The following is a 26,982-nucleotide window of genomic DNA, read 5'->3' as shown; positions in this document are numbered from 1 at the left end:
ATTACATACAGCCAGGCGGCTGGCTCTCCGATGGAACCACGTGCAAGCAGCATGGCTGGACGCTTCGTCCAAGGATTCGGCAGGGATTCGGAGAGTCGGACCCTCGCCGGTGTCATCGCCTGTGTCCAATAATCGCGAGAGTGGAATCCATGAAATTCACTCACGAGTCCCTTCCCCAGCGCGTCACCTTCGCCTCCGGTGAGGCGGCGACTGCGGTCAAGGCCGAAGTCGAGGCGCTCGGCGCTTCGAAGGTCATGCTGATCGCGTCCGACCGCGAAAAGAAGCTGGCCGACCCGATCGCAGAGGTACTGCCGGTCGCCCTTCGGCACGACGAGGTCGTGATGCATGTTCCGGTCCAGGTGGCCGACCGCGCGCGTGACGCCGCGGCCACCGCCAAAGCGGACGTCCTCGTGTCGGTCGGTGGAGGATCGACCACGGGGCTCGCAAAGGCGGTCGCGCTGACTGCGGGCCTGCCGATCGTGGCGGTGCCGACGACGTACGCCGGATCCGAGGCCACCAACGTGTGGGGGCTGACCGACGGTGAGACGAAGACGACCGGTGTGGACCCGAAGGTCTTGCCGGCCTCTATCGTCTACGACGCTACGCTGCTCACGACGCTGCCGGGCGACATGACGGTTGCGAGTGGTTTGAACGCGCTCGCGCACTGCGTGGACGCGATGTGGGGCCCCCGGATGGACCCGATCGACCAGGCCATGGCGCAGGAGGCGATCCGTGGCCTTGCGGCCGGGCTACCGCGGGTGAAGGCCGACTCGGCGAGTGTGGAGGGGATCGAGCAGACGCTCTATGGTGCCTACCTCGCGGCGGTCGCGTTCGCGTCCGCAGGCAGCGGGATGCACCACAAGATCTGCCACGTCCTGGGTGGGATGTTCGACCTCCCGCATGCCCAGACTCACGCGGTCGTGCTGCCGTATGTGTTGGCGTTCAACGCACCCAACGCGCCGGAGGCGGAGCGGCGTATCGCGGCGGCGTTCGGATCTGCGACCGCCACCGAGGGGCTGCGCGCGCTGCGGGAGCGGCTGGACGCGCCGCGTGCGCTCAAGGACTACGGCCTGCCCGAGGACGGCGTCGCCAAGGCCGTCGCCCCGGTGCTGGCGGCGATCCCGGCCAACAACCCGACCCCCGTCACCGACGAGAACCTGACCGCGCTTCTGCGCGCGGCCTGGGAAGGAGCCGAGCTATGACCACCGCCGCTTCCAAACAGCGCGCGCAGGTGAACCCCGGAACTGCGGGTGCGGATGCCCGCGGCACGATCTTCCGAGAGGTGAGCCCGGAGCAGCAGGCCGTCGAGCAGCAGCTCGTCGACCATGTGGTGGCGTCCTTCGAGGCGTGTGAGGACCCGCGGCTGAAGGAGTTGATGGTCGCCCTCGTCAAGCACCTGCATTCCTTCATCCGCGAGGTGCGGTTGACCGAAGAGGAGTGGGGGACCGCGATCGACTTCCTCACCAAGGCCGGGCACATCACCGACGACGTGCGCCAGGAGTTCATCCTCCTCAGTGACACGCTGGGTGCGTCGATGCAGACCATCAACGTCAACAACGCCGCCTATGCCGATGCCACCGAGGCAACGGTGTTCGGGCCGTTCTTCGTCGAGGACTCCCCCGCCATCGACAACGGCGGGGACATGGCATTCGAGGCACCGGGTGAGCCGTGCTGGGTCGAGGGCACGGTCACCGACACCGACGGCAACCGGCTGGCCGGGGCGCGGATCGAGGTGTGGGAGGCCGACGAGACCGGTCTGTATGACGTGCAGTACGACGCGGGGAAGCGGGCCGCGCGAGCGCACCTGTTCACCGAGGCCGACGGCAGCTACCGCTTCTGGGGGCTCACCCCGACGCCGTACCCCATCCCCAACGACGGGCCGGTCGGCAGGATGCTCGACGCCGTCGGCCGCTCCCCGCTGCGCGCCTCGCATCTGCACTTCATGGTCAGCCACGAGGGCGCCCGCACGCTGGTGACCCACATCTTCCCCGAGGGTGACCCGATCGGGTGGAAGGACACCGTCTTCGGCGTCAAGCAGTCGCTGATCAAGAGGTTCGAGCCCCAGGCTGCCGGCACCCCGACCCCCGACGGACGCGTCATTGACGGCACCTGGTCACGCGTCCGGTTCGACATCGTCCTCGCACCCGCAGGAGTGTGACGCGGGAGTGTGAAGATGTCAGATCTCCGCGGCGTGTACGCGGCGGACTCTGTTCGCCACACAACTGCGCTGCTCGCCGTCCCACTCGACGTTCGTGCAGGCGACCGGTCGTGGACCGCAATGATCGGCGCTCGCGTCGCCCGAGCCCGTCGTCGACGCGAAGCTGTGCGCCGGTGTCGTCAAGCGGCGCGGAGCCGAGCTCGTCGATCTGCGCCGACGTCGGCATGGATCAACCTGGAGCGATTCCGGAACTATGCCGATTAATTCGCTGTCGCGAGCGCGGTGATGGCCAGGTCGCGGTGCCGCAGCACCTGGCTGATATCGGTCAGCAACACCCCGCGGGTCAGCATCTGTCGGGCCGGGGCGTGACTGTTGACAGTGCTGGAGAGGTGTGGTCCCACCAGGGGCATGCCGACACGTCGGCATGCCCGCTCCACGACCGCAACTGTCCAACAACGCCTGGACGCCGTCGACTGAGACGGTCGGCGGGACGCCGGTGTTATGCCAGCCGGCCGCTGGCGGGATCGTTGCCGCCAACGGCGTGGAGGTGAGCCCGCGCAGAACAGGTAGCGCAACAGCGCACGGAACTCGGCGACTCGGCCCTTGGCCGCGCCCATGCCGCAGCGATCGCACTCGGCCAGGAGGAAGGAACTGAGTCCAGCGCCGGTCAGGCCGGCCGGGCAGGATGGCGTCCCGCCGAGTGGTGTAGCCGATCAAGGCGCCGGAATCCGCAGGTCGGGGACGGCGGCTCCGCCGGACCGGGCGTTCAACTCGCTTCAACAGGGAGCCTCGTGGACTGCCGCCTCTCCGGAGATCGTCAGGGGCCCCGTACCGGAACGCGTAACGCTTGATCCCCTACACCACGACGCGGGCCACGACCCCGGGCAGTGGTCCCGGTGTCTCGCTGAACCAGGAACTTTCGCGCGATGTTCTCATGGCGCAGCACCGACGCATCCGCTGCCGGCCGAGGAGGTCGTCGGCCGGGATCGCTCCGCGCTGGTGCCCCGAAGGGCTGCCGGCGGGTTCCCGACCCGGAAGACCTTCGACGACTGGGGGCCCCACCGCGTCTTCGACCCCGCTGCCCACCCAGACAGCGCTGCGCTCCCTGGAATGGCTCCACCGCCGCGAGAACCTGATCGGCTGTGCACCCTCCGGCACCGGCAATACCTCCCTGTTCGAGGCGCTGGGTCAGCAAGTCGTCGAACAGGGGCTGAGGGCGGCCTGGTTCGCCCTCGAAGACCTCGACGCGCTGCGCCGACACCGTGCCGACGACACCGTTACCAAGGCCATCGCCAGGGTACTGCGCGCCGACTTGGCCGTCGGGGACGATTTGGGCTGCTCCCGGTCGCCCACCGACCCGCCGAAGGATTCTGCCGATGGGACGACGCCGCCCATGAGAAGCGCTCGATCGCGAGTAACCTGCCCCCTCCGGTCCGGCGAGCCGATGTCCAAAACCCTGGCCACCGCCGCCGTCGACCGGCTGCTGCGCCACACCCAGGTCTGCCGAACCAGCGGCGATTCCGCCCGGCTCACCCAAGCCCTAGCCGGTCAGAGGTGAGCCCGTTGACCAGCTGAGCACCCCGGGTGGTGGACGGCATTGGGCAGGTTTCATGGCCGTCTGCGGGCAAAAGGGTGACGGGGCGTGCCGAGTCTGGTGCACCCCCTGAAGGGTCCTCGGGAGCTCGGCATACTCGTCGGGCGGCTCACCGCTCCACAGCCGTAGGTGAGTCGGAAGCGGAGCCGTACCGTCGCCGAGACCTCGTCACCGTTACTGAGTGGCACGGCCGGGTGGGCATCAGGCATCATCGAGGTTTGCCCTTGCCTGACGAACAATGGCGTCGCTGACGGCGGCGACTTCCGCGCGACGCAAGTTGGCGTGGCGGCCGGTCATCCAATAGCTGAGGTTCGCAACCGCCTCGTTCTCGAGAACTGGTACTAGGTCGCGATGTCGTCGGGCGAAGTACACGGGCAGAAGGCCTACCCCAGCTCCAGCCGTTACCAGGGCCACCTGTGCCGCGACGCTTGTCGCTCCTAGGAGTCCCGGCCGGCCCGGGAAGAACCGGTCGACGAGATCGAGGTCTGCGACCTGAAGCATCGACTCCACGTAGTAGACGGGCAGGTGACCGCGCAGATCGTCGCGGGAGTGCAGAGGGCCGCGGGTTTCGAGGTAGGAGCGGGAAGCGAACAGTCCCAGCTGGTAGTCGGCAAGCCGAGTGGTGTGCAGACGGGGCGAGACCGAGCGAGTGACTCCGATGTCGAGGTCAGCGCTCGGGCCGTGAGTCGGTGTCGTCCGGGTCATCGAGATCAGCTCGAGGTGTACGTCCGGATGCGCTTTGCTGATCGTCGCCGCGGCCGGTGCCACCACCTCGGCCATGAAGACCTCCGGGGCGGTGACGCGCACCAGGCCCCGCAGCACGCGGGTTTGAGAGGCGCGGCTCAGGGAGGCGACCGCGGCCTCGACCGCCCGGGCGCCCTCGCAGGCGGTCTCGCCCAACGGGGTCAGCTCCCAGCCACCGGGCGCCTCGACGAGCAGTCGGCCGCCCATCGCAGCCTCGAGCGCTTGTACCCGCCGGGCCACCGTCGTGTGATCGACCCGAAGGTCTCGGGCGGCGGCGCTGAATGTGCGGCGCCGGGCAACGGCCAACAGCACCAGTAGGTCGTCGGTTCGCAGGTCTGCCACGCGTGCATTCTTGCAGAGTGAGTCCGCAGGGTTGGGCATTGCTCCTCGGGCCGAAGGCATATGGGATAGGCGCTGCCGAAGACTTACTAGGGCGTCCTAGCAAATTCTCGTCGCCGCGTTCTTGTCCACCTACTCTCGGGAGTCGCCGTGCCGCAGGCCCACAACATCGCGCCGTTGAGTGGAGTAGTGGTCGTCGACCTGAGCCGAGCCCTCGCCGGGCCGCAGGCGACGATGATGCTGGCGGATCTCGGGGCGCGGGTGATCAAGGTGGAGAGCCCCGATGGGGACGACAGCCGCCACTGGGGCCCGCCGTTCGTCGGCGACGACGGCATCTCGACCTATTTCCTCTCGTGCAACCGGAACAAGGAGTCGGTGACCGCGAACCTCAAGTCCGAGGAGGGTCGGTCGTTCCTCACGGCGCTGCTCCAGGTCGCCGACGTGCTGGTGGAGAACTTCCGGCCGGGGGTGCTGGAGCGGCTGGGGTTCGGCGAGCAGCGTCTGCGCGAACTGAACCCGCGGCTGGTGATCTGTTCGCTGACCGGTTTCGGGCACGACGGGCCCGAATGGCAGCGTGCGGGCTACGACCAGATCGCCCAGGGCGAGGCGGGCCTGATGAGCCTCACTGGCCCAGCCGGCGAGCCGACGAAGGTGGGTGTTCCGATCGGTGACCTGCTGGCGGGGATGAACGGCGCCTACGGAATCGTGGCCGCCCTCTTCGAACGCGAGCGCACCGGTCGCGGTCGGGTGGTCCGTGCCAGCCTGCTCTCGAGCATCGTCGGCGCTCACGCCTTCCAGGGCACCCGGTACACCGTCGCCGGTCAGGTGCCCACGGGGGAAGGGAACCACCACCCCTCCATCGCGCCGTACGGCATCTTTCGCACTGCCGATGTCTCGATCCAAATCGCCTGCGGCAACGACGCGATCTGGCGGCGCCTGTGCCAGGTGCTGGATCTGTTCGTCGAGGACCCGCGCTTTGCGAGCAACCAGTTGCGCGTTCAGCACCGCGACCGCGTGACCGCAGTGTTGGAGACCGTGCTGCGGGGGGCGCCGGCCGACCACTGGCTGAAGCTGCTCGAGCACGCGGGCGTCCCCGCCGGTCGGGTACGCACCTTGGACGAGGTCTATGCCTGGGACCAAACCCGTTCCCAGGGCCTGCTGGTCGAGGTCGACCATCCCACCCTCGGGCCGGTCGAGCTGCCCGGTCCGGCCTTGCGCTTCGACGACAACCCGTATGCCGGCGCCCGGGAGCACCACACCCATCCGCCCCTCTTGGGCGAGCACGACGACTCCGTCCGTGCGTGGCTCGGGCTGACCTCCGCTGCGTTGGACCCGGGAGACAAGCCGTGGGCATCGACGAGGCCGGCCTGAGGGCGATGATGCAAGCGGTTCGAAAGTTCGCCGAGAGCTCGTACGTCCATACCTGTCGGAGTACGCCGTGGAGCGGATCGTGCGTGACCTACGGGTGCACCAGCTCCTCGAGGGCACCAACGAGGTCATGCAACTCATCGTCAATAGAGCAGTACTGGAGGTAGCAGCATGAGTGACCAGCCGACCATTGAGCCTTCGGTCCTCGCCGAGCAACGTGGTCCCCTTGGCCTGTTGACCCTCAACCGGCCTCGTTCGATCAACGCGCTCACCCACGAGATGGTGGGCCTGCTGCAGGCGGCGCTCGACGACTGGGCGACCGACCCGGACGTGACCGCAGTAGTGGTCAAGGGGGCGGGGGCGCGTGGTCTGTGCGCGGGCGGCGACATCGTCTCGATCTACCAGGACGCCGTGTCCGGTGGGCACGGGGCTGTGGACTTCTGGCGCGACGAGTACCGCCTCAATGCCTTCATCGCCTCCTACCCCAAGCCCTACGTCGCGCTCATGGACGGGATCGTGCTCGGTGGCGGTGTCGGTGTGTCCGCCCACGCCAGCCACCGAGTGGTCACCGACAAGACAAGGGTCGGAATGCCGGAGACCGGCATCGGGTTCGTCCCGGACGTGGGCGGTACCTGGCTGCTCTCCCGTGCCCCCGGCGAGCTCGGCACCCTCGTGGCGCTCACCGCGGGCCACATGACCGCCGGCGACGCCATTGAACTTGGGCTGGCCGACCACTTCGTGGATTCCGCCGATCTCGAGACTCTCGTCGACCTGCTCGTGGACCATTCGGTCGAGGAGGCGCTCACGAAGGTCACCCGTCCGGCACCGCCCTCAAAGCTCGCCGAGCAGCGGACCTGGGCCGACGTCGCCTTCGCCCACAACACCGTCGCGGAGATCCTCGACGCGCTGAACAGACGACCCGAGCCGGAGGCTGCCGAGGCCCTGGCAGCGATCCGCTCCAAGTCGCCCACTTCCCTGGTTGTCACTCTCCGCGCGCTACGCGCCGCCCGCCGGATGACCCGGCTGGAGGAGGCGCTCGCGCAGGAGTTCCGGTTGGCGGTCCGCCTTCTGCGCGGCCACGACATGGCTGAGGGCATCCGGGCGCAGGTCATCGACAAGGACCGCAATCCGCGCTGGGAGCCACCCCAGGTCGCCGACGTCGATCCCGTCGAGGTCGACGCCCATTTCGCTTCGCTGGGGGACGCAGAGCTGGAGCTCGACCCCACCTCGTCAGTAGGCCCGGCCGCGGCGCCGGAGCAGGAAGGAACTGCATGAACAGGAAGATCGCGTTCGTCGGTCTGGGCAACATGGGGGGCCCGATGGCGGCGAACCTCGTGAAGGCGGGCTACGCCGTGACCGGGTTCGACCCCTCACCGGCCGCCTGTGAGCAGGCCGTGGAAAAGGGCGTCGTCCTGGCGGGGTCCGCGGCGGAGGCCGCCGCCGGGGCGGAGGCCGTCATCACGATGCTGCCGACCGGCGACCACGTCCTCGACGTCTACCTCGGCCGCCGTGGCGGCGCACCGCTGCTGGAGGCCGTCCCCACCGGCGCCCTGCTGATCGACTGCTCCACGATCGCCGTCCAGGACGCTCGGACCGCCGCCGGTCATGCGGTCGAGGCGGGCCACCGTGCGATCGACGCGCCGGTCTCCGGCGGGGTGGTCGGGGCCGCGGCCGGCACGCTCACGTTCATGGTCGGCGCCGACGAAGCCGACATCGACGAGGCGCGCACGATTCTCGAGCCGATGGCCGGCCGCGTCGTGCACTGCGGCGGTGTCGGTGCCGGGCAGGCAGCGAAGATCTGCAACAACATGATCCTGGGCATCTCGATGATCGCCGTGTCAGAGGCGTTCGTCCTCGGCGAGCGCCTCGGGCTGACTCACGAGGCGCTCTTCGACGTGGCATCCACTGCTTCCGGACAGTGCTGGGCGCTGACCACCAACTGCCCGGTCCCCGGCCCGGTCCCGGCCAGCCCCGCCAACCGGGACTACGCACCCGGCTTCGCCTCGCCGTTGATGGCCAAGGACCTCGCCCTCGCCATGAAGGCGGCGGACGCCACGCTGACCGACGTCAGGGTCGGCCGGCTCGCCACCGACCTGTACCGCGACTTCGCCGTCGGCAGCGGCCGCACCCGCGACTTCTCGGCCATCATCGAGCAAGTCCGCCAGGAACCGTTCGAGCCCACCCAGGAGGTAACCCGATGACCGCGACCCCCGAACAGCAGAATGGCTACGAGAACATCATCGTCGAGCGCCGCGGGCGAGTCGGCATCATCACGCTCAACCGCCCTCATGCGCTGAACGCCCTCAACGCCGCGCTCATGACAGAGGTCGTCGCTGCCGCAACCGAGTTCGATCAGGACCATGGCATCGGTGCGATCGTGCTGACCGGTTCGGAAAAGGCGTTCGCCGCTGGTGCCGACATCAAGGAGATGACGAGCCTGACCTACGCCGACGTCTTGCTCTCCGACTTCTTCTCGGCATGGGACAGATTCGCGGCCGTGCGCACACCCACGATCGCGGCCGTGGCCGGGTACGCCCTCGGCGGCGGCTGCGAGGTCGCGATGATGTGCGACCTGCTGATCGCGGCCGAGAACGCGCGGTTCGGGCAACCCGAGATCACTCTCGGGACGATCCCCGGCATCGGCGGAACCCAGCGGCTGACCCGGGCGGTGGGCAAGGCCAAGGCGATGGACCTGATCCTGACAGGCCGACTGATGGATGCCGCCGAGGCGGAACGGGCCGGACTGGTCTCGAGGATCGTGCCGACCAAGCGCCTCCTCGACGAGGCGATCGAGACCGCGGAGAAGATCGCCGCGATGTCACTGCCGGCGGCATACGCCGCCAAGGAAGCCATCGCCCAGGCATTCGAATCCACCCTCGCCCAGGGCGTCACCTTCGAGCGGCGTACCTTCCACGCCACCTTCGCCCTCGCAGACCGAGCCGAGGGGATGACCGCGTTCGTCGAGAAGCGGCCGCCCACCTTCGAGCACAGCTGAGCGACCCCGACCGATCAGACCCCCTGCCCAGAAAGCTGGCATCCGATGAAGCACCAGACTGTTCTCGAACTGAACGGCACCGACGCCCCCGACTGGCCCATGTACATCGACGGTGAGTGGGTCGACTCGGTCGAGGGCGCCTGGACCGAGGTCGTGTGCCCCTCGCGGGCGGGCACCGTCCTGGCCCGGGTCCCCAACGGCTCCGCGGCCGACGTCGACCGCGCTGTCGCTGCCGCCCGAGCGGCGCAGCCGGCCTGGGCCGCCCTGCACTTCACGGCCCGGCAGCGAGCCCTGCTGCAGATCGCCGACGCCCTCGAGGGCGAGGCGGAGTCCCTGGCGGCCTTGACCGCACAGGACACGGGCAACGCTTTGCGCACCCAGGCGCGTCCGGAGGCGGCCACGCTCGTCTCGCTGTTCCGCTACTTCGCCGGCGTGGCCGGCGAGTTCAAGGGAACCGTGCTGCCGGCGGGCGAGAACCAGCTCCAGTACACCCGGCTGGAGCCGCTCGGCGTCGTCGGCGCGATCCTGCCATGGAACTCCCCGCTGATGATCGCCGCAATGAAGATCCCGGCCGCACTCGCCGCCGGCAACGCCCTCGTCGTCAAGCCCGCCGAGGATGCACCGCTGACCATCCTCCGGCTCGCGGAGCTCGCCGCCGAGCACCTGCCCGCCGGCGTCCTCAACGTGGTCACGGGACGCGGCAGCATCGTGGGGGAGGCGATCGTGCAGCACCCCGGGATCGACAAGGTCTCCTTCACCGGCTCCTCGTCGGTTGGTCGGCACGTCGCCACCGCTGCCAGTGAGCGTCTGGCCCACGTGTCGCTTGAGCTCGGCGGAAAGAGCCCGAGCATTGTCTTCCCCTCCGCCGCGACCCCCGACCGAATCGACGCGACCGCCGCCGGCGTGCTCCTGGCGATGCGCTTCACCCGCCAGGGCCAGTCCTGCACCGCAGGCTCACGGCTGTTCGTGCACGAAGACGTCTACGAGGCCTTCCTGGACCGACTGGCGGCCCAGGTCGGTGCGCTTAAGGTCGGCGACCCGCTCGATGAGGCCACCGACATGGGGACGATCATCAACGCCAAGCAGCACCAGACGGTGCGTGAGTACGTCGAGGACGGCAAGAGCCAGCCCGGCGTGCGCGTCGTGCTCGACGGCAGCACCTTCAGCCCCGAGGGCCTCGAAGGCTTCTACCAGGGCCCGACCATCCTGGCCGGTGTGCGCAACAGCTGGCGTGTGGCCCGTGAGGAGATCTTCGGCCCGGTTCTGGTGGTCATCCCGTGGCGAGACGTGGACGAGGTCGTCGCCATGGCCAACGACTCCCACTACGGTCTGGCGGCCTACGTCTGGTCGGCCGACCTCGACGAAGCCCTTGCCACCGCCCACCGGATCGAGTCCGGCTGGGTGCAGGTAAATCAGGGCGGCAGCCAGATGGTCGGGCAGTCCTACGGCGGCTACAAGCAGTCGGGGACCGGGCGGGAGTTCTCCATCGAGGGCGCGATCGCCTCGTTCACTCAAACCAAGCAGATCAACGTGAGCATCCGGCGCTGAGCAATACGGTGTGGTCAGGATGTGCACCGGTGGCGGGCAGGCCTGGACGCACTGCTCCGGAATGGTTTGATGGTCCACCTGCAACCCCGCTGCGCGCGGTGCGAGCGGGACGGCGGGGCCGGCAGGATCATCCTTGAACGTCCGGAGACCCCCACGCCTTCAACCTGCCCGCAGCCCGCACACTCCGGGACGCGGTAACGCTCCGAAGACTCGGCGGTGCGCGGGGTCGCAGTCACCGCCGAGGGCAAACGGTTCCGCCCGGGCGGGGACGTGAACTCGTTCCTCGTCGCCCGACGGCGCTGCGGCGTATCTGCTCCTCCTGGCCAGCGCGCTGGAGCAGCAGTTCCGCCGGCTTTTCGAACCGGTCCAACCGGTCTTCCTGTGCCGGCACCCGGTCATGGTCAGCATGGCATGAGGGGCCGACACCGCCGTCCGCGTCACAGCCATTCGTTGATCGCTGCGACGTGGACGGTGGCCTGGAAACGGACGGCGAGCTTGTCGAACCGGGTGGCCACCGCCCGGTTGCGTTTGAGGCGGTTGATGCCGCACTCCACAGCGTGGCGGGCCTTGTAGTCCTCGCGGTCGAAGGCCGGGGGACCACCGCCGCTGCTGCCGCGGCGTTTGCGGTGGCCGATCTGGTCGGCCGGTTCCGGGATGGTGCTGCGGATCTTGCGCTTGCGTAAGCAGGCACGGTTGGCGCGCGAGGAACAGGCCTTGTCGCCGCGCACCCGCAGCGGTCGCCGACGCGAGCGGCCGGGCCCGAGCCGGGGCACGCGAATGCCTTCCAGCACGCCGGGAAATGCGGCCTCTCCCCCCTCCGCCGGCCTGCGGTGACCAGCGGAGACAAGGGCCTTTGGCGTTGTTCGCAGGCCAGGTGGATTTTGGTGGTCCAGCCGCCCCGGGACCGGCCGAGTGCATGGTCGTCCGGCTCAACGCGGATGCCACCGGGCGGCTCTTTCTGGCCCTGTCCGTCCCGGCGGGCGCCGGCCGCGTGCTGATGCGCCCGGCAGATCGTGGAATCGACGTTCACCTCCCACGTGATCAGCCCTGCCGCATCCGCCCGGGCCTGGAGACCGACCAGCACCATCTGCCACACACCGGCCCGCTGCGCGGCGGAAGAGCCCATAGACCGTCTGCCGGGGTCCGTATTCCACCGGCAGATCACGCCATGGAGCCCCCGTCCGCACCCGCCGTCGGATCCCATCAACCAGTCTGCGTCGGCATGCAGATGGCCTGCCGACCTGTGCCACGGGCAACAGCGGTTCCAGCACAGCCCACTGCTCATCCGAGAGAGCCCCACGCCCCCACCGCGATCACCACGGCACGAGGCGCGGCAAGTAGCCCAGTCCTAAAACACGGCCTAACGGTGCTCGAAGACGGGCGGTCCGATCTCGGCTCTGGATCCGCCGCCGGTCCGGGGTCCTCGGTCGAGCGCCGTGTGGGACATCCCGCGGCCGGAGCGGGCGGTCCAGCGGCCGTCGCGCCGCTCGACCTCGATGGGCCGTTGGAAGCACGCGCTCATGCCGTCACTGGTGAGCACCTCTTCGACCGGACCGGACGCCTGGACCCTCCCGCCTCGCAGGAGCAGTGCGTGTCCGGTGCTGGCCGGCAGTTCCTCCACGTAGTGGGTGACGGTGACGGTGGTCAGGTCGGGGCGGGTCGTCGCGAGATAGTGCAGGGCGTCGATCACGTCCTCCCGGGACGGCAGATCGAGCGCGTTGTACGGCTCGTCGAGCAGCAGCAGGGACGGATCGGACATCAGGGCCCTCGCGATGAGGACCCGGGCACGCTGGCCGCCGGAGCAGACGCCGTACGGGCGGTCCGCCAGGTCCTTGCAGCCCAGCTCGCCAAGCAGTTCGTGGGCCCGCTCGCGCGTGGCAGGGCCGTACTCACGCCACAGCGGCTGCACGGTCCCCGTCGCGCCGGTGAGGACGACCGCGTGCACGGTAGCGTCGCGCGGCACCTCCTGCCCCGGGGACACGAAACCGATGCGGGTGCGCAGTTCGCGCAGGTCGACGCGGCCGATCCGGTGGCCCAGCACGTCGACGCTGCCGCTGGTCGGATGCATGAGGGCGCCGACCAGCCGCAACATGCTCGTCTTGCCGGCACCGTTGGGGCCGAGCAGAGCCCAGTGCTCACCGGCCCGGATCGTCCAGTCGACGCGGTCGAGGATGACCTGACCTGCCGGGTACCGCAGGACGCTCACGCCGTTCAGCGCGGCCACGATTGCTCTCACGAACCCACTCCCGTCGGACTGCCGCCGCATACGGGGGCGATCGGCGACGGAACCCCCACGTGCGCCTTGACCCACTCGACGACTTCTTGGGTGGGCGTGCCCGGGGTGAAGACGCGGGCGACGCCCATCCGCTCCAGCGGAGGGATGTCCCCTGTCGGGATGATGCCGCCGCCGAAGAGCGTGATGTCGGCCGCGTCGAGCTCCTTGAGCAGGTCGAGAACCCTGGCGAAGAGCGTCAGATGGGCACCAGACAGCACGGACAGGCCGATTCCGGCGACATCCTCCTGGATGGCCGCCTCCACGATCTGCTCCGGCGACTGATGCAGGCCGGTATAGATCACCTCGAGCCCAGCGTCGCGCAGGGCCCGGGCGATCACCTTGGCCCCGCGGTCATGACCGTCCAGACCGGGCTTGGCCACCAATACACGCAGGGGACTGGGTGTTGTTGTCATTGCCACTCACTTCTCAAGGCGTCCTGTGATGAGCACCGTTACGAACGTTCAGAAGGCGTCGCTCGGCACGTAGGTCCCCCAGATTTCCCGCAGCGCGTTGCACACCTCGCCCACCGTGGCCCGCGCGCGCAGCGCGTCCTTCATCGGGTAGAGGACGTTGTCCTCGCCCTCGGCGGCCTTCTTCAGGGCGGTCAGGGCGGTGTCCACCGCCTGCTGGTCGCGCTCCGCGCGCAGCTTCGCCAGGCGTTCGGCCTGCTGGGCCTCGATCGCCGGGTCGACGCGCAGCGGCTCGTAGGGCTCCTCGGCGTCGAGCTGGTAGCGGTTGACGCCGACCACGACCCGCTCACCGGAGTCGGTCTCCTGGGCGATGCGGTAGGCGGAGCGCTCGATCTCACTCTTCTGGAAGCCGTGTTCGATGGCGTCGACCGCGCCGCCGAGGTCCTCGACCCGCTCCATCAACTCCAGCGCCGCGGCCTCCACCTCGTCGGTCATCCTCTCCACGACGTAGGAACCCGCGAACGGGTCGACGGTCGCCGTCACGTCCGTCTCGTAGGCGAGGACCTGCTGGGTGCGCAGGGCCAGGCGGGCGCTCTTGTCGGTGGGCAGCGCGATGGCCTCGTCGAAGGAGTTGGTGTGCAGCGACTGCGTGCCGCCGAGGACCGCGGCCAGGCCCTGCACGGCGACGCGGACCAGGTTGACCTCGGGCTGCTGGGCGGTCAGCTGGACACCGGCCGTCTGCGTGTGGAAGCGCAGCATCAGCGACTTGGGGTTCTTCGCGCCGAACTCCTCCTTCATGAGCCGGGCCCAGATCCGGCGGGCCGCGCGGAACTTGGCGACCTCCTCCAGGATCGTCGTCCGGGCGACGAAGAAGAACGACAGGCGGGGCGCGAAGTCGTCGACGTCCATGCCGGCCGCGACCGCCGTACGGACGTACTCGATGCCGTCGGCCAGGGTGAACGCGATCTCCTGCGCCGGGGAGGCCCCCGCCTCGGCCATGTGGTAGCCGGAGATCGAGATCGTGTTCCACTTGGGGATCTCGGCCCGGCAGTACTTGAAGATGTCCGCGATCAGCCGCAGCGACGGCTTGGGCGGGAAGATGTACGTGCCGCGCGCGATGTACTCCTTGAGCACGTCGTTCTGGATCGTGCCGGTGAGCTTGTCGGCCGGGACGCCCTGCTCCTCGGCGACGAGTTGGTACAGCAGCAGCAGGAGGGAGGCGGGCGCGTTGATCGTCATCGACGTGGAGACCTTGTCCAGGGGGATCCCGCCGAACAGCACCCGCATGTCGTCGATCGAGTCGATGGCGACGCCCACCTTGCCGACCTCGCCCGAGGCGATCGGGGCGTCGGAGTCGTGGCCCATCTGGGTGGGCAGGTCGAAGGCGACCGACAGGCCCATCGTGCCGTTGGCGATCAGCTGCTGGTAGCGGGCGTTGGACTCGGTCGCCGTGCCGAAACCGGCGTACTGGCGCATCGTCCAGGGGCGGCCGGTGTACATCGTCGGGTACACGCCCCGGGTGAACGGGTACGTCCCCGGCTCGCCCAGCTGCTCGGCCGGGTCCCAGCCGGTCAGGGCGTCGGCTCCGTAGACCGGTTCGATGGGCAGCCCGGATTCTCCGAGCCGCGGCCCTCGAGGTGTCGGGGTCATGTGCGTGATTCTTTCCTTCGGTCAGGCAAGGGTCGGAGCGAGCTCGCGGAGCCAGGCGCAGACGCTTTCGCTGTGCTCTCCGAGGCGCGGCGGCGTGAGGTGTCGCTGTCGGTCGCCATCGCCGAGGATCGCGTCCTGTAGGTGTCGTCCGGTCGGCAGCATCGTGATGACGACCTGGGCCTTTGCCACGACGTCTGCGACGGAGCCGGCGGTGACGACTCCGGCCTGCCGAGCCGCCGCGGCAGCGTCCGAGGAGAGGTCGTGGCCACGAGGTTCGTGGCCGTGGGGCAGCCCATGTTGCCAAGACCGATGAACCCGGCAATGGCCATCCCACTACCTCCTGGTGCCGTGGAGTACGTACGGCGTCCAAGATCCGGCTTGCGTACCTGCTCGGGCAAGAGGCACTTTGACACAGCCACTGTGCAAACATGCACACGTACGGTGGGGCTGGATTTACTAGGACGCCCAACTATATAGTCGCGGCGAAACCCCGCGGCGCAGGGAAGCCGGCGTGATCCGCCGCTGTGACCTGGGAGTAAGCCGTCGAGCAGGACGTCACTGACGAGCAGCCTGTCAAGCGGACGACACTCGCTGACCGAGCGTCAGAATACCGGCCGCGGGATGTTCCATGTTGTCCCCAAGGATGGAGCTGACACGCATGGCGTAGGTGCGCAGTCACAATCCCGTCCGGTCCGCGCGAAGGGCCATGCTCCACCACGGGGTTCAGCTGCGCTCGGCCGTCGCGTTCTGGCGGCCCTCAGCCATACGCGATCTCGCGCAACCCCGCATCCGTACGCCATGGCGTACGGATGCGGCGGCCCGGCGCGCCGTCCGGACCACCTGACGAGAGCTGGCACCCCCATGATCCATACCCAAGAACGCGCTTCTGTAGGCGAGTTGACCCACTTCTCCGGCGGCAGGCCCACCCCGGGCCCCTCCGGTGCCTTTGGCGAGGTCCACGACACCGACACCGGCGAGGTCCAGACCCGCGTTCCCCTCGCGAGCCGGGCCGAGACCGAGGAAGCGATCAACGATGCCGAGCGGGCACAGCATGAGTGGGGCCAGTGGAACCTTCAGCGCCGCGCCCGGGTACTGCTGCGGTTCCTGCAACTCGCCCAGCAGGAGAAGGACTCGCTTGCCCGGCTGCTGTCCGCCGAGCACAGCAAGACGGCCGCCAACGCGCACGGCGACCTCCAACGCGGTCTGAAAGCAGTCGAGTGTGAAGCAGGCATCCCGCACCTACTCAAGGGTGAGTTCACCGACAACGCTTGCACCGGCATCGACTTCTGCATACGAACGAAGACGGTCACCTCGCGTCGGCCCGCCGGCCTGAGGGAAGGCGCGAAGTTCACGATCCCGACGACGGGGTGAGCGCGATGACCTCCACCCTGCTCACCGAGGACCAGCAGGCCCTCGTCGAGACCACTCTCGACTTCGCCCAGGACCACCTCACCCCGCACGCCCTCGACTGGGACCGGGACAAGCACTTCCCCGTCGACGTCCTGCGCAAGGCCGCAGGGCTCGGCCTCGGCGGCATCTACGTCCGCGAGGAATCCGGGGGCTCCGGTCTCACCCGGGCCGACGGCGTCCTCGTCTTCGAAGCTCTCGCCTCGGGTTGTCCGTCCATCGCGGGTTATCTCTCCATCCACAACATGGTCGCCTGGATGATTGACCACTACGGCGACGCCTGCCAGCGCGAGCGTTGGCTGCCCCGCCTGTGTGCCATGGAGGACCTGTCCAGCTACTGCCTGACCGAGCCGGGCGCCGGCTCGGACGCGGCGGCCCTCACCACCCGGGCCACCCGTGATGGCGACCACTGGGTCCTCACCGGCGTCAAGCAGTTCATCTCCGGCGCCGGGACCTCCCAGCTGTACGTGGTGATGGCGCGCACCGGCAACGATGGCGCGGACGGCATCTCCGCCTTCGTCGTCGACGAGGACGACCCCGGCCTTTCCTTCGGCCCCAACGAGCGGAAGATGGGCTGGAACGCTCAGTCCACCCGGCAGGTCGTGCTGGATGCCGTACGTGTCCCGGCTGATCGGCTGCTTGGCCGGGAGGGCCAGGGCTTCCGGATCGCGATGAACGGGCTCAACGGCGGCCGCCTCGGCATAGCCGCCTGCTCCCTGGGCGGTGCCCGCAGCGCCCTCGACCGCAGCCTCGCCCACCTAGCCGACCGGGAGGCCTTCGGTCAGCGTCTGCTCGACGCCCAGGCACTGCGCTTCGGCCTCGCCGACATGGCGACGGAACTCGCCGCGGCCCGCGCCCTGGTCCAGCAGGCCGCCCAGGCACTGGACCGGGGCCACCCGCAGGCGCCGTACCTGTGCGCCATGGCCAAGAGGTTCGCCACCGACATCGGGTACGCGGTCGCCGACCGGGCGCTCCAACTGCACGGCGGATACGGCTACCTCAACGAGTACGGCATCGAGAAGATCGTCCGCGATCTTCGCGTCCACCGGATCCTGGAAGGAACCAACGAGATCATGCGCGTCATCGTGGCCCGCGGCCTCACGGAGGCGTTCGGATGACCGACAGCGAAGAGGCGGTCCGGCTCCACACCGCTGGACGCGTCGCCCACCTCACCCTCAACCGCCCCCGCGCCCTCAACGCCCTGAACCACGCGATGGTCCGCCAGGTCGACGAAGCCCTCACCGCCTGGGAGCAAGACCCCGCGGTCGAGACGGTCGTCATCACCGGCGCGGGGGAACGCGGCCTGTGCCCGGGCGGCGACATCCGAGCCATCCACGACGACGTCCGGGACGGCGACGGCAGCACCTCAGCCGCGTTCTGGCGCGACGAATATCGCCTTAACGCCCGCATCGCGCGCTACACCAAGCCCTACGTCGCCGTTATGGACGGCATCGTGATGGGCGGCGGAGTCGGTGTCTCCGCACACGGTAGCGTCCGTGTCGTCACTGAACGGTCCCGGATCGCCATGCCCGAGACCGGTATCGGTTTCGTACCGGACGTCGGCGGCACCTATCTGCTCGCCCTCGCGTCGGGGGAACTCGGCACGCATCTCGCCTTGACAGGCGCCGTCATCGGTGCCGGCGACGCCCTGCTCTGCGGCCTCGCCGACCACTTCGTCCCCTCCTTCGCCCTACCGCGCTTTGTCGCCGACCTCGCCGACCTGCCCGTGCGGGACGCCGTGGCCCGCCATGTGCGGCCCGCGCCGCAGGGGGAGCTGGCCGGGCGGCGGGAGTGGATCGACGCCTGCTACTCGGCCGGCTCGCTAGAGGAGATCGTCCAGCGGCTGCTCGCCCACCCCGACCCCGCCGCCAAGGAGGCCGCCGAGAGTCTGCTCGCCAAGTCGCCCACCGCGCTGAAGGTCACCCTGGCCGCCCTGCGCCGCGCCCGTCGGCTCGGCCTACTGGAGCGGGTCCTCGACCAGGAGTATCGGGTCTCCTGTGTCGCCCTGACCGCTCCCGACCTGGTGGAGGGCATCCGCGCCCAGGTCATCGACAAGGACCGCAACCCGCGCTGGTCGCCCGCCACCCTCGCAGAGGTCACCGAGGCCGACGTCGAACGCTTCTTCACCCCTCTCGGCGAGCGCGAACTGGGGCTGGCCGCCGGATCCGTCGCGGAAGTGGCCTAGACGGTATGTAGGTGCCGGTCGTGGGCCCGGGCCTCACTCACAAGTTGTCGTGGGTTTCCGGCCGGGCGCAGCCTGGCCGGTAGTGCCTACATTTGCGGGAGGCCCGGTGTTTTCTGAGCGTACGAGCGTCGGGTCGGATGTGCATGCCCGCAGCGTGGTGGCGTGCGCGATCGACACAGTGACCGGGGAGTTGATCTGCTGTCGGCTCACGCCGCAGCATGTTGACGTCCTCGGGTGGATCAGTTGCCTGCCCAGTCCAGTCGCGGTGGCCTACGAAGCCGGGCCGACCAGGTTCGGCCTGGCCGTGGCGCTTTCGGTGGCGGGGATACACTGCGAGGTACTCGCGCCCTCAAGGCTGCAACGTCCGGCCGATGAGCGGGTGAAAACCGATGCGCGCGACGCTCTGCACTTGGCGAAGCTGCTGCGCCTGGGCGAGTTCACCGCGGTGCAGGTGCCGTCGGCGGCCGAAGAAGCCACCCGGGATCTGGTGCGGCGCGCGAGGATGTGCGCGGGGATCTGATGCGTGCCCGCCATCAGGTGAGCAAACTGCTGCTGCGCCAAGGGCTCGTGTGGAGCGGCGGGGTCACGTGGAGGCCGGCTCACCACGCGTGGCTCGGCGCGCAACGCTTCGACGACGTGGCGATGAAGGCCGCCTACGACAGTGCGTACGAGGCGGTGGTCCTGGCCGAAGGACGTCGGGCCCGTCTCGATAAAGCGATCGCCGCGATGGCCGCCGACTCACCGTGGTCTGCGGTGGTCGCCCGGCTCGGGTGCCTGCGCGGAACCGACGCTCTCGCCGGCTTTGCCCTGGCCGTGGAAATCGGCGACTGGGAGCGGTTCACCGGAGCGAGCATTGGCGCCTACCTCGGGCTGGTACCGAGTGATGAGCTGCCCCGAGTTTCGCGATCCGATCACCGGTTTGATCTATGCCCTGAAGTGGCTCGCCAGGGCTTTCTCAGTCGAGTACTCGGTTATCTTGCGCTGCCGAGGCAACCACGTCCGGGCGTACTCCTCTATCGTCTGCTGCCCCAGTTCCCGTCGCGCCTCCGCCACCGAGGGAGACGTCTTCTTCCGGTCGGCGTACAGCTCCGTCAGCCGTTCGACCGCCGCTTCCTGGGTCCGATACCCGGTCTCCTCTCGCTGTTTTCCCCGAGCGTCGCGAAACCGGATGGTGCAGGCGTGCGGGCAACGGCTGGGCCTGGAGCAGTCACAGGGCTCGAAGAAGGAGCCCATGCCGCGGGCGAGCCGACGAGCCAGGGAGCGACACCTTCCAGAGGACGAGCGGACCAGCGAAGGCCGGCTCTGCTGTCACGTCCCGCGGTCAGCAAGGCGGGGCCTCCCGCTCGCCGCTTGCTGGCTACTTGCTGACCTGGGGCTCAGCAATTATGCCTCTGACCTGCACTGATGCCCACCTTTTAGATCTTCGGCAACAACATCGAGGACCGCATGGGGCATCTGCGGTACCTGCTGTTCTACCTGCTCTGCGGCTACGCAGCCGCATACGGATTCGCACTCACGAACCCCGATGCCACCACTCCCCTGATCGGCGCCTCGGGCGCCATTGCCGGCGTCCTCGGCGCCTACCTGGTCCTCTACCCGAGGGCCCGGGTCTGGGTCCTCGTCCCCTTCCTGATCTTCCTGCCGCTGCGGCTGCCGGCCTGGATCGTCCTGGGCCTGTGGTTCCTGCTGCAGGCGGCCTACTCCTCCGGCGCGGGCGTCACCGGCGCCGGAACGGTGGCCTACGCGGCCCACATGGTCGGCTTCGTCGTGGGCATGCTGCTCGCCTGGCCCCTCAAGCCGGGCACTCCCCCACCGCCCGAACCGGGCGGCACCCTCTTCGGACGGCAGACGCGACGGCCCTGGTAGGGCCACACGCCAGCGACCGACGGTACGGCACGCGTGCCGTACCGTCGGCTCCCTGGTAGCCCTTGTCGGCCCAGCAACGGATGCCGGCCTCGGCCAGGACGTCGATGACGCCGTGGGTACGGGCCGCGCAGGCGTCGTGGACCGCGCCGGACAGAGCCGGCGAGGCCCACAGCAGGTGCCGAACGGGTCGGCGGGGACCCGCACGTTCACCCCGTTCTTCCGGTGCTTTCCGGGGTAGTACGGCCGGTCAGTGGCGATGCGGTAGTCAGCCGGTGGGATGGCGCGCGGGAAGGTTCCGGACGAAGCCGCCCCGTTGCTGCCACCGCGCGCCCATCACGGCCTGACTCAGACGGCTTCCAGGACGCTGACGTAGTTGGCCACTGCCAGACCGCCCATGTTGTGTACGGCGGCGCGCCGGGCGCCGGGCAGTTGCATGTCGCCGGCGGCGCCGGACAGTTGCATGGCTGCGAGGGCGATCTGGGAGACCCCGGTGGCCCCGACGGGATGGCCCTTGGCCTTGAGGCCTCCGGAGAGGTTGACCGGCAGCTTGCCTCCCCGGTACACCCAACCCTCCTCGACCGCTCGGCGGCCCGCACCCCGCTCGGTCAGGCCAATGACCTCGTAGAGCACGAGCTCGGCGATGGTGAAGCAGTCGTGCACCTCGGCGAAGTCGAGGTCGTCCAGGGATACGCCGGCCATCGCCGTGGCCCGCTGCCAGGCGGTGACGCTTCCGGCGAAGGCCACCGGATCGCGTTTGCCGGCGGGCAGGAAGTCGTTGGCCTGGCCGAAGCCGACAAGTCGGACCGGAATTGTTGCGGCGGACAGCGACGAGGCGGTGGTGGTGAGTACCAGGGCTGCGGCGCCGTCGGATATGGGCGAGCAGTCGGTGCGGCGTAGCGGTGCGGCCACCACGGGGTTGCGGTCGGAGACGGTCTGGCAGAAGTCCTCGCCGAGGTCCTTGCGGAGTTGGGCGTATGGGTTGAGCATGCCGTTGCGGTGGTTCTTGGCCGCTATGGATCCAAGGACGTCACCGACCGCGCCGTATCGCTTCTCGTAGTGGTTGGCCACGTCGGCGAAGAGTCCGGCGAACCCTGTCGTGGAGTGCTGCCCGGCCATTTCGTAGTCGGCCCCCAGGAGGGCCGCGCCGACCACGTCGGCTGTCGCGTGGGTCATCTTCTCGGCGCCGATGACCAGTACGGTGCGCGCGGTCCCGGCCAGCAGGGACTTGACGCCCTGGTGGAACGCGGCGGAGCCTGAGGCGCAGGCGTTCTCCACCCGGGTGGCCGGGACGCCCGCCAGCTCGTCGGAGGCCTGGAGCGCCAGGGACGAGGCGAAACCGAGCGGGACCATACCGGAGTTGAACTGGCCCAGAAAGACCTCGTCGATCTGGCCGGGTTCCACACCGGCGTTGCGGATGGCCTCCGCGGCCACCTGGACGATCAGGGATTCAAGGGTCTCGTCGGAGTGCTTGCCGAACCTGGAGTGCCCCCATCCGGTGATCAGTACGTCCTTGCCGAACTGTTCTGTCAGGCTCATGCCGCCAACGTCTCCTCGACCTCGTCACTCACATCGAATTCGGCGTCGGTGTGGTCCCGAAGCTCGCGCATCGTGACGCCGGGGGCAATGCGCCGCAGCAACAGGCCGCGTTCGGTCACGTCGAAAACGGCACGGTCGCTGATGATCCGGTCCACCACCTTGCGGCCCGTCAAGGGAAGGGTGCACTCCTTGACGATCTTGGGAGTGCCGTCCTTGGCGACGTGGTCAGTGAGCACCACCACGCGGGGGGTTCCGGCGACCAGGTCCATGGCTCCTCCCATCCCCTTGACCAGCTTCCCCGGGATGCTCCAGTTGGCGAGGTCACCGGAACCGGAGACCTGCAGGGCGCCGAGGACGGCGATCTTCACGTGGCCGCCCCGGATCATGGCGAACGACTCCGAGGAATCGAAGATGCTTCCGCCGGGCAGGATGGTGACGGTCTGCTTGCCGGCGTTGATCAGGTCGGCGTCCTCGTCGCCGTCGTAGGGGAAAGGTCCCATGCCCAGCAGGCCGTTCTCGCTGTGCAGGGTCACTCGCACCCCCTCGGGCAGGTTGTTGGCCACCAGAGTGGGGATACCGATGCCCAGGTTGACGTAGTCGCCGTCGTTGAGCTCACTGGCCGCGATCGCGGCCATCTCGGCGCGGGTCCATGGCATGGTGTGCTGCTCCTTCGTCCTTCTTTACTTGGCTGCGGCCGCCGCCATCGGCCGGGGCCTGACGGTGCGCTGCTCGATATCCTTGAGCCGGTCGTCCGCCCGCACGACACGCTGGACGTAGACCCCGGGGGTCACGATGTGGTTCGGGTCGATCGCACCGGTGTCGACGACCTGCTCCACCTCGGCGATGGTCGTCCTTCCGGCGGTGGCCACGACGGGGTTGAAGTTCCGGGCGGTCCAGCGGTAGACGAGGTTGCCGTCCGTGTCGGACAGGTGCGCCCTGACCAGAGAGACGTCGGCGACGATGGAGCGCTCCTGGACGTAGGTTTCGCCGTCGAACTCGGCGTGCGGTTTCCCTTCAGCCACGAGTGTCCCTACACCGGTCTTGGTGTAAAAGGCGGGAATCCCGGCGCCCCCGGCGCGCAGACGCTCGGCGAGCGTCCCTTGCGGATTGAACTCGACCTCCAGCTTCCCGGAGAGGAACTGAGCGGCGAAGAGTTTGTTCTCGCCCACGTACGAGGCCACGACCTTGGCGACCTGCCCGGCTTCGATCAGAACGCCCAGGCCCTTGCCGTCGACACCCATGTTGTTCGAGACGATCGTCAGGTTCTTGACTCCGGAGCCCCGGACGGCGTCGACCAGATCGACGGGAACTCCGCTGAGCCCGAACCCGCCCACTGCCAACGTCATTCCGTCGTGCAGCACGTCCTGGAGCGCTTCCGCGGCGCTCGTCCAGAGTTTTGACATGATGTTTCCCATCCTTCGAGGGGCGCGGCGAGGCCGCGCATGAAGCATCTGGTCTTGGCATGCAGCAACTACGGCCCCGGCGGGGGCCGACAGGCCCGACGCCGTTAGCGTCAGCTGTTGGCGGGAGGGAGGACTCGGCCCGTGCACTCCCCGAGCGCGATGACGCTGCCGTCGGGGCCGGGGGCGGTGGCCCGCATGCTGACCTCGTCGCCGTCCCGGAGGAAGGTGAACTCGCTGCCGTCCTTGAGGGTGAGCGGCTCCGAGCCTCCCCAGCAGATCTCCAGGAACGATCCGCGCTGGTTGCGCTCCGGCCCGGAGACAGTGCCGCCGGCGAAGAAGTCGCCCGCGCGCAGGCCCGCCCCGTTGACGGTCATGTGGGCCAGCATCTGGGCGGCGGTCCAGTACGTCTCGGCGAAGGGTGCCACCGAGATCACCTCACCGTTGAGCGAGATCTCGATCTGCAGATCGAAGCACCACGGGTCGGCATCGCTGTCGTCGAGGTACGAGGCGAGCGGGGTGTCCCGGGGCGGCGGCGCGACACGGGATCCCGCCAGGGCGGCGAGCGGGGTGACCCACGGCGAGATGGTGGTGCAGAAGGACTTGCCGAGGTTGGGGCCGAGAGGAACGTACTCGAAGCTCTGGATGTCCCGCGCCGACCAGTCGTTGGCGAGGGTGAGGCCGAAGACGTGCTGTTCGGCCTCGTGGAGCGGTACTCGGCCCTGCGGCACCGGGGAGCCGAGCACGAAGCCGACCTCGGCTTCGATGTCAAGGCGCCGGCTGGGGCCGAAGCTGGGCGGCCCCTCGGGCTCGGGCCGCATCCCTTGCGGACGGGGGAAGTCCGTCCCACTGGGGACGATGGTGCCGGCGCGGCCGTGATAGCCGATCGGCAGGTGCTTCCAGTTCGCGGTGAGCGGCTCCATGTGCGGGCGGAAGATCTTGCCGACGTTGCGGGCGTGGAACTCGTTGCCGTAGAAATCCACGTAGTCGGCGACGGTGAACGGCAGGCCGAGCGTCACGTCGCTCAGGGGCACCGCCGTCGCGAGGATCGCGTCGGTACGGGCGGGGTCCAGGAACGCTGCCTGCAGCGCGCCGCGCACCTCGTCCCACACCGCCTTGGAGCAGGCCAGCAGCCCGTCCAGGGAGGGGGAGTCGGCGGCTTCCCGGGCAGCGGCGCTGACGTTCCCTCCGGCGAGGTCGAGCACGGCCGCCACATCGAGGACGTGATCTCCGAGCCGTACGCCGAGCCGAGGTGCCGCGTCCCCTGCCGTGAACGATCCGTAGGGAAGGTGCTCGACGCCGTTGCCGACGGTGCCCAGTGCCGCGGCGGCGCTGGTGGGGGACGGGGTGCTCATGCGGTGCCTCCATCAGGGGCGGGGAGAAGGGCTGGGTCCAGAAGGCCGAGATCGATGAGGGATTCGACCGGCTCGAGAATGCTGCAGGTGCCGAAGGACTCGAACGTGCCGCGCCATCCGGCGCCGGCCTCCAGGTAGGCGCGGCGGACCTCGCCACGGTCCTTGAGGGACAGCATCCGTACGACCTCTGCCAGGGGCGCGCCCTGCTGCGCTGCGGCGGTGGCGAGGGCGATGTTGAGGAAGCCGTGATGCGGATAGCCCGTTTCCAGCCCGACGTACCGGATGGCCCTGTGCAGTCCGGCCGTCAGCTTGTACGGCACCCGAGCCGCGACGGCCGCGTCGATGACCGCGGCGAGCTGCTCGGCAGTGGGGAACAGCGCGGCGTCGAGGCCACCGGTCCGGAACTTCAGCCGGGCCGGTGTTCCGCCGAGGGCCGCGACCCCTCCCTCTCCGACAGCGTCACCGGAGAGCTCGACATGCACGGTGTAGGGGGACGTCGCCGCCAGGTCCACCGCCGCACGCAGTTGCTCAGGCCATCGCTCGTCGGTCTTCACCTCCAGGCCGCAGACCACGAGCCCTTCCGGGGGGTCGTCGGCGATGCGGCGCGCCGTGTCCAGTGCGCCGGGGGCCACGACCAGTCCGGTCCGAAGCGGTTCACTTCCGAGGTCGTGGCCGAGCTCGGTGCTCGTGGCCCGGGCGATTCGTGCGGCCTCGGGGACCCGGTCGACCGTCAGCAGGAGCGGTCCGACCAGCGGAAGGAGGGGCGTGGAACGGCGGGCCAGGTGCGCGCGTACGGCGTCCGGCAGGGTGGCGGATCCCGGCGGGAAGATCGCGGCGTCGTCGAAGAAGCCGGTGAATGCCGGGGCGGTCGTCGTCACGCGAGCCACCGCCCGCCGCTCCAGGACGACGCGTAGGCCTTGTCCTCGGTCGCGAGGCCGGCCTCGCCCAGCTGCAGCGGCCGGAAGGTGTCGACCATGACGCCGGTTTCGTCGAAGTAGTCCTTGCCGAGGCTGGCCTCGATCGCGCCGGGCTGTGGCCCGTGGGGGTGGCCGCCCGGGTGGAAGGAGATCGAGCCGAGTCCGATGGCGGAGCCCTTGCGAGCCTCGTAGTCGCCTCCGACGTAGAACATGACCTCGTCGGAGTCGACGTTGGAGTGGTAGTAGGGCACCGGCACCGCCTTCTCGTGGTAGTCCACCTTGCGCGGCACGAAGTTGCAGATCACGAAGTTCTTGCCCTCGAAGACCTGGTGGACCGGCGGCGGCTGGTGCACCTTGCCGGTGATCGGCATGAAGTCGGCGATGTTGAACGTGTAGGGGTAGAGGCAGCCGTCCCAGCCCACGACGTCGAACGGATGGTGGGGCAGCGTGTGGATGGTGCCGGTGACCCCCGCCGGGCTCCGGTGCTTGATGTAGACGTCGACGTCCGTCTCTTCGACGTGCAGCGGCTCGGACGGGCCCACCAGGTCGCGCTCGCAGTACGGGGCGTGCTCGAGCAGCTGCCCGTACTGCGACAGGTAGCGCTTGGGCGGCGCGATGTGGCTGTTCGCCTCGATGGCGTAGAGCCGGACCTCCCGGCCTTCCTCCACGACCCATCGGTGCGTGGTGGCGCGGGGGATGACGACGTAGTCGCCCTGGCGTGCCGGCAGGGCACCGAAGACGGTCTCGACGACGGCCTCGCCGGCCTCCACGTAGACGCACTCGTCGCCGAGCGCGTTGCGGTAGAGCGGTGAGGTGCCGCCCGCGACGACGTAGGAGATGCGCACGTCCTCGTTACCCAGAACGAGACGACGCCCCCTGACGGCGTCGGTCTCGGCGAGGGTCGTGGCATCCGCGAGGTCGTGCAGCCTCAGGTGCCGGGGCAGCAAGGGAGCGTTGGGGGTGAGCGTCTGGTCGGGAAGCTCCCAGCGTCGGGCGCCCACGACCGCTGACGGGATATGACGGTGGTACAGGAGGGAGGAGTCGGAAGAGAAGCCTTCCTCACCCATGAGTTCCTCGTAGTACAGGTCCCCGGTGTCCGACCGGAACACGGTGTGCCGGACCGGCGGCACCTCGCCCAGTGAGCGGTAGTACGCCATCAGGCGCTCCTTGGTGATCGTCGAGCTGTGATGTGCCCCGATCCTGTGAAGGGGTCTCCTCGAGACGCAAAGCCGGCC

General features: G+C 69.0%; 22 protein-coding genes and 5 pseudogenes. 14 read left to right on the top strand and 13 right to left on the bottom strand.

Annotated elements, in window-relative coordinates; all coding sequences use genetic code 11:
* Positions 1-149: 149 nt before the first annotated feature.
* From OHB56_RS32810 to OHB56_RS32800, 3 genes are all read left to right on the top strand, one after another.
* Positions 150-1,202, top strand: coding sequence for a maleylacetate reductase (locus tag OHB56_RS32810; RefSeq protein ID WP_326755490.1), 1,053 nt, complete (start codon positions 150-152; stop codon positions 1,200-1,202).
* Positions 1,199-2,158, top strand: a complete 960-nt coding sequence (locus OHB56_RS32805) for a dioxygenase (protein ID WP_326755489.1) — start codon at positions 1,199-1,201, stop codon at positions 2,156-2,158. Before OHB56_RS32810 ends, OHB56_RS32805 begins: the two co-directional genes overlap by 4 nt.
* A gap of 847 nt (positions 2,159-3,005) precedes the next feature.
* Entirely contained in the window at positions 3,006-3,716 is a 711-nt protein-coding gene (locus OHB56_RS32800; protein WP_326755488.1) for an ATP-binding protein, read from the top strand.
* Between the two features lie 237 nt (positions 3,717-3,953).
* Here OHB56_RS32800 and OHB56_RS32795 read toward each other — a convergent pair whose 3' ends face one another.
* A complete protein-coding gene (locus tag OHB56_RS32795) occupies positions 3,954-4,838 on the bottom strand; it encodes a LysR family transcriptional regulator (RefSeq protein WP_406357206.1) in 885 nt (294 codons plus the stop codon).
* 186 nt (positions 4,839-5,024) lie between these two features.
* Here OHB56_RS32795 and OHB56_RS32790 point away from each other — a divergent pair, with 186 nt between their 5' ends.
* The 6 genes and pseudogenes from OHB56_RS32790 (at position 5,025) to OHB56_RS32765 (ending at position 10,746) form a co-directional block, all read left to right on the top strand.
* Positions 5,025-6,206 (top strand): CoA transferase, encoded by a 1,182-nt coding sequence (locus tag OHB56_RS32790; RefSeq protein WP_326755486.1) that lies wholly within the window; start codon positions 5,025-5,027, stop codon positions 6,204-6,206.
* A 49-nt stretch (positions 6,207-6,255) separates the two neighbouring features.
* Positions 6,256-6,378: pseudogene (locus tag OHB56_RS32785) on the top strand (acyl-CoA dehydrogenase family protein); the annotation flags it as partial.
* Positions 6,375-7,478: an enoyl-CoA hydratase/isomerase family protein gene (locus OHB56_RS32780; RefSeq protein ID WP_326755485.1), complete on the top strand. Its 1,104-nt coding sequence runs from the start codon at positions 6,375-6,377 to the stop codon at positions 7,476-7,478. The pseudogene OHB56_RS32785 and the gene OHB56_RS32780, both read left to right, overlap by 4 nt.
* Positions 7,475-8,404 (top strand): 3-hydroxyisobutyrate dehydrogenase, encoded by a 930-nt coding sequence (gene mmsB, locus OHB56_RS32775; protein WP_326755484.1) that lies wholly within the window; start codon positions 7,475-7,477, stop codon positions 8,402-8,404. The genes OHB56_RS32780 and mmsB overlap by 4 nt, the downstream gene beginning before the upstream one ends.
* On the top strand, positions 8,401-9,198 hold the full coding sequence (locus OHB56_RS32770) for an enoyl-CoA hydratase (protein ID WP_326755483.1): 798 nt from the start codon (positions 8,401-8,403) through the stop codon (positions 9,196-9,198). Before mmsB ends, OHB56_RS32770 begins: the two co-directional genes overlap by 4 nt.
* A 45-nt stretch (positions 9,199-9,243) precedes the next feature.
* Complete coding sequence (locus OHB56_RS32765; RefSeq protein WP_326755482.1) at positions 9,244-10,746, top strand: aldehyde dehydrogenase family protein; 1,503 nt, start codon at positions 9,244-9,246, stop codon at positions 10,744-10,746.
* 437 nt (positions 10,747-11,183) lie between these two features.
* On the opposite strand, the pseudogene OHB56_RS32760 reads toward OHB56_RS32765, so the two are convergent.
* The 5 genes and pseudogenes from OHB56_RS32760 to OHB56_RS32740 all read right to left on the bottom strand — a co-directional run bounded on the left by OHB56_RS32760 (position 11,184) and on the right by OHB56_RS32740 (position 15,372).
* Positions 11,184-12,017, bottom strand: a pseudogene (locus OHB56_RS32760) (IS5 family transposase).
* 89 nt (positions 12,018-12,106) lie between these two features.
* Positions 12,107-13,012, bottom strand: coding sequence for an ABC transporter ATP-binding protein (locus OHB56_RS32755; protein WP_406357202.1), 906 nt, complete (start codon positions 13,010-13,012; stop codon positions 12,107-12,109).
* On the bottom strand, positions 12,979-13,434 hold the full coding sequence (locus OHB56_RS32750; protein WP_326755480.1) for a cobalamin B12-binding domain-containing protein: 456 nt from the start codon (positions 13,432-13,434) through the stop codon (positions 12,979-12,981). Before OHB56_RS32750 ends, OHB56_RS32755 begins: the two co-directional genes overlap by 34 nt.
* A 48-nt stretch (positions 13,435-13,482) precedes the next feature.
* Complete coding sequence (locus OHB56_RS32745; RefSeq protein ID WP_406357200.1) at positions 13,483-15,081, bottom strand: methylmalonyl-CoA mutase; 1,599 nt, start codon at positions 15,079-15,081, stop codon at positions 13,483-13,485.
* Between the two features lie 21 nt (positions 15,082-15,102).
* Complete coding sequence (locus OHB56_RS32740) at positions 15,103-15,372, bottom strand: NAD(P)-binding domain-containing protein (protein WP_326757201.1); 270 nt, start codon at positions 15,370-15,372, stop codon at positions 15,103-15,105.
* Positions 15,373-15,942: 570 nt separating this feature from the next.
* Here OHB56_RS32740 and OHB56_RS32735 point away from each other — a divergent pair.
* The 5 genes and pseudogenes from OHB56_RS32735 to OHB56_RS32715 all read left to right on the top strand — a co-directional run.
* Positions 15,943-16,422 (top strand): annotated as a pseudogene (locus OHB56_RS32735) (aldehyde dehydrogenase family protein); the annotation flags it as partial.
* A gap of 35 nt (positions 16,423-16,457) precedes the next feature.
* Complete coding sequence (locus OHB56_RS32730) at positions 16,458-17,606, top strand: acyl-CoA dehydrogenase family protein (protein WP_326755477.1); 1,149 nt, start codon at positions 16,458-16,460, stop codon at positions 17,604-17,606.
* The gene (locus OHB56_RS32725) at positions 17,603-18,673 is read left to right on the top strand and encodes an enoyl-CoA hydratase/isomerase family protein (protein ID WP_406357197.1); all 1,071 of its coding nucleotides are present in this window, start codon (positions 17,603-17,605) and stop codon (positions 18,671-18,673) included. Before OHB56_RS32730 ends, OHB56_RS32725 begins: the two co-directional genes overlap by 4 nt.
* Before the next feature lie 106 nt (positions 18,674-18,779).
* Positions 18,780-19,193, top strand: coding sequence for a transposase (locus OHB56_RS32720; protein WP_055630739.1), 414 nt, complete (start codon positions 18,780-18,782; stop codon positions 19,191-19,193).
* An 899-nt stretch (positions 19,194-20,092) separates the two neighbouring features.
* Positions 20,093-20,539, top strand: a pseudogene (locus OHB56_RS32715) (rhomboid family intramembrane serine protease); the annotation flags it as partial.
* Here OHB56_RS32715 and OHB56_RS32710 read toward each other — a convergent pair.
* From OHB56_RS32710 to OHB56_RS32680, 7 genes and pseudogenes are all read right to left on the bottom strand, one after another.
* Positions 20,484-20,800 (bottom strand): annotated as a pseudogene (locus OHB56_RS32710) (transposase family protein); the annotation flags it as partial. The pseudogenes OHB56_RS32715 and OHB56_RS32710 overlap by 56 nt on opposite strands.
* A gap of 84 nt (positions 20,801-20,884) precedes the next feature.
* Entirely contained in the window at positions 20,885-22,075 is a 1,191-nt protein-coding gene (locus tag OHB56_RS32705; protein WP_406357195.1) for an acetyl-CoA acetyltransferase, read from the bottom strand.
* The gene (locus OHB56_RS32700; protein WP_055592294.1) at positions 22,072-22,731 is read right to left on the bottom strand and encodes a CoA transferase subunit B; all 660 of its coding nucleotides are present in this window, start codon (positions 22,729-22,731) and stop codon (positions 22,072-22,074) included. Before OHB56_RS32700 ends, OHB56_RS32705 begins: the two co-directional genes overlap by 4 nt.
* Before the next feature lie 24 nt (positions 22,732-22,755).
* Positions 22,756-23,478, bottom strand: coding sequence for a CoA transferase subunit A (locus OHB56_RS32695; protein WP_055592293.1), 723 nt, complete (start codon positions 23,476-23,478; stop codon positions 22,756-22,758).
* Positions 23,479-23,588: 110 nt separating this feature from the next.
* A complete protein-coding gene (locus OHB56_RS32690; protein WP_326755473.1) occupies positions 23,589-24,830 on the bottom strand; it encodes a fumarylacetoacetate hydrolase family protein in 1,242 nt (413 codons plus the stop codon).
* On the bottom strand, positions 24,827-25,708 hold the full coding sequence (locus OHB56_RS32685; RefSeq protein WP_055592291.1) for a hypothetical protein: 882 nt from the start codon (positions 25,706-25,708) through the stop codon (positions 24,827-24,829). Before OHB56_RS32685 ends, OHB56_RS32690 begins: the two co-directional genes overlap by 4 nt.
* The gene (locus OHB56_RS32680) at positions 25,705-26,904 is read right to left on the bottom strand and encodes a homogentisate 1,2-dioxygenase (RefSeq protein ID WP_406357192.1); all 1,200 of its coding nucleotides are present in this window, start codon (positions 26,902-26,904) and stop codon (positions 25,705-25,707) included. Before OHB56_RS32680 ends, OHB56_RS32685 begins: the two co-directional genes overlap by 4 nt.
* Between the last annotated feature and the right edge of the window lie 78 nt (positions 26,905-26,982).

It is taken from the genome of Streptomyces sp. NBC_01635 (assembly GCF_045209715.1).
GTDB lineage: Bacteria > Actinomycetota > Actinomycetes > Streptomycetales > Streptomycetaceae > Streptomyces > Streptomyces hirsutus.
This window is presented reverse-complemented; position numbering and strand designations above follow the sequence as displayed.

What these genes read in the sequence shown, in the direction of transcription:
- OHB56_RS32690 (WP_326755473.1), bottom strand. Translation starts at nt 24,830, where the DNA reads ATGAGCACCCCGTCCCCCACCAGCGCCGCCGCGGCACTGGGCACCGTC.
- OHB56_RS32705 (WP_406357195.1), bottom strand. Translation starts at nt 22,075, where the DNA reads ATGAGCCTGACAGAACAGTTCGGCAAGGACGTACTGATCACCGGATGG.
- OHB56_RS32745 (WP_406357200.1), bottom strand. Translation starts at nt 15,081, where the DNA reads ATGACCCCGACACCTCGAGGGCCGCGGCTCGGAGAATCCGGGCTGCCC.
- OHB56_RS32680 (WP_406357192.1), bottom strand. Translation starts at nt 26,904, where the DNA reads ATGGCGTACTACCGCTCACTGGGCGAGGTGCCGCCGGTCCGGCACACC.
- OHB56_RS32750 (WP_326755480.1), bottom strand. Translation starts at nt 13,434, where the DNA reads ATGACAACAACACCCAGTCCCCTGCGTGTATTGGTGGCCAAGCCCGGT.
- OHB56_RS32755 (WP_406357202.1), bottom strand. Translation starts at nt 13,012, where the DNA reads ATGCGGCGGCAGTCCGACGGGAGTGGGTTCGTGAGAGCAATCGTGGCC.
- OHB56_RS32700 (WP_055592294.1), bottom strand. Translation starts at nt 22,731, where the DNA reads ATGCCATGGACCCGCGCCGAGATGGCCGCGATCGCGGCCAGTGAGCTC.
- OHB56_RS32770 (WP_326755483.1), top strand. Translation starts at nt 8,401, where the DNA reads ATGACCGCGACCCCCGAACAGCAGAATGGCTACGAGAACATCATCGTC.
- OHB56_RS32810 (WP_326755490.1), top strand. Translation starts at nt 150, where the DNA reads ATGAAATTCACTCACGAGTCCCTTCCCCAGCGCGTCACCTTCGCCTCC.
- OHB56_RS32780 (WP_326755485.1), top strand. Translation starts at nt 6,375, where the DNA reads ATGAGTGACCAGCCGACCATTGAGCCTTCGGTCCTCGCCGAGCAACGT.
- mmsB (WP_326755484.1), top strand. Translation starts at nt 7,475, where the DNA reads ATGAACAGGAAGATCGCGTTCGTCGGTCTGGGCAACATGGGGGGCCCG.
- OHB56_RS32695 (WP_055592293.1), bottom strand. Translation starts at nt 23,478, where the DNA reads ATGTCAAAACTCTGGACGAGCGCCGCGGAAGCGCTCCAGGACGTGCTG.
- OHB56_RS32730 (WP_326755477.1), top strand. Translation starts at nt 16,458, where the DNA reads ATGACCTCCACCCTGCTCACCGAGGACCAGCAGGCCCTCGTCGAGACC.
- OHB56_RS32805 (WP_326755489.1), top strand. Translation starts at nt 1,199, where the DNA reads ATGACCACCGCCGCTTCCAAACAGCGCGCGCAGGTGAACCCCGGAACT.
- OHB56_RS32765 (WP_326755482.1), top strand. Translation starts at nt 9,244, where the DNA reads ATGAAGCACCAGACTGTTCTCGAACTGAACGGCACCGACGCCCCCGAC.
- OHB56_RS32725 (WP_406357197.1), top strand. Translation starts at nt 17,603, where the DNA reads ATGACCGACAGCGAAGAGGCGGTCCGGCTCCACACCGCTGGACGCGTC.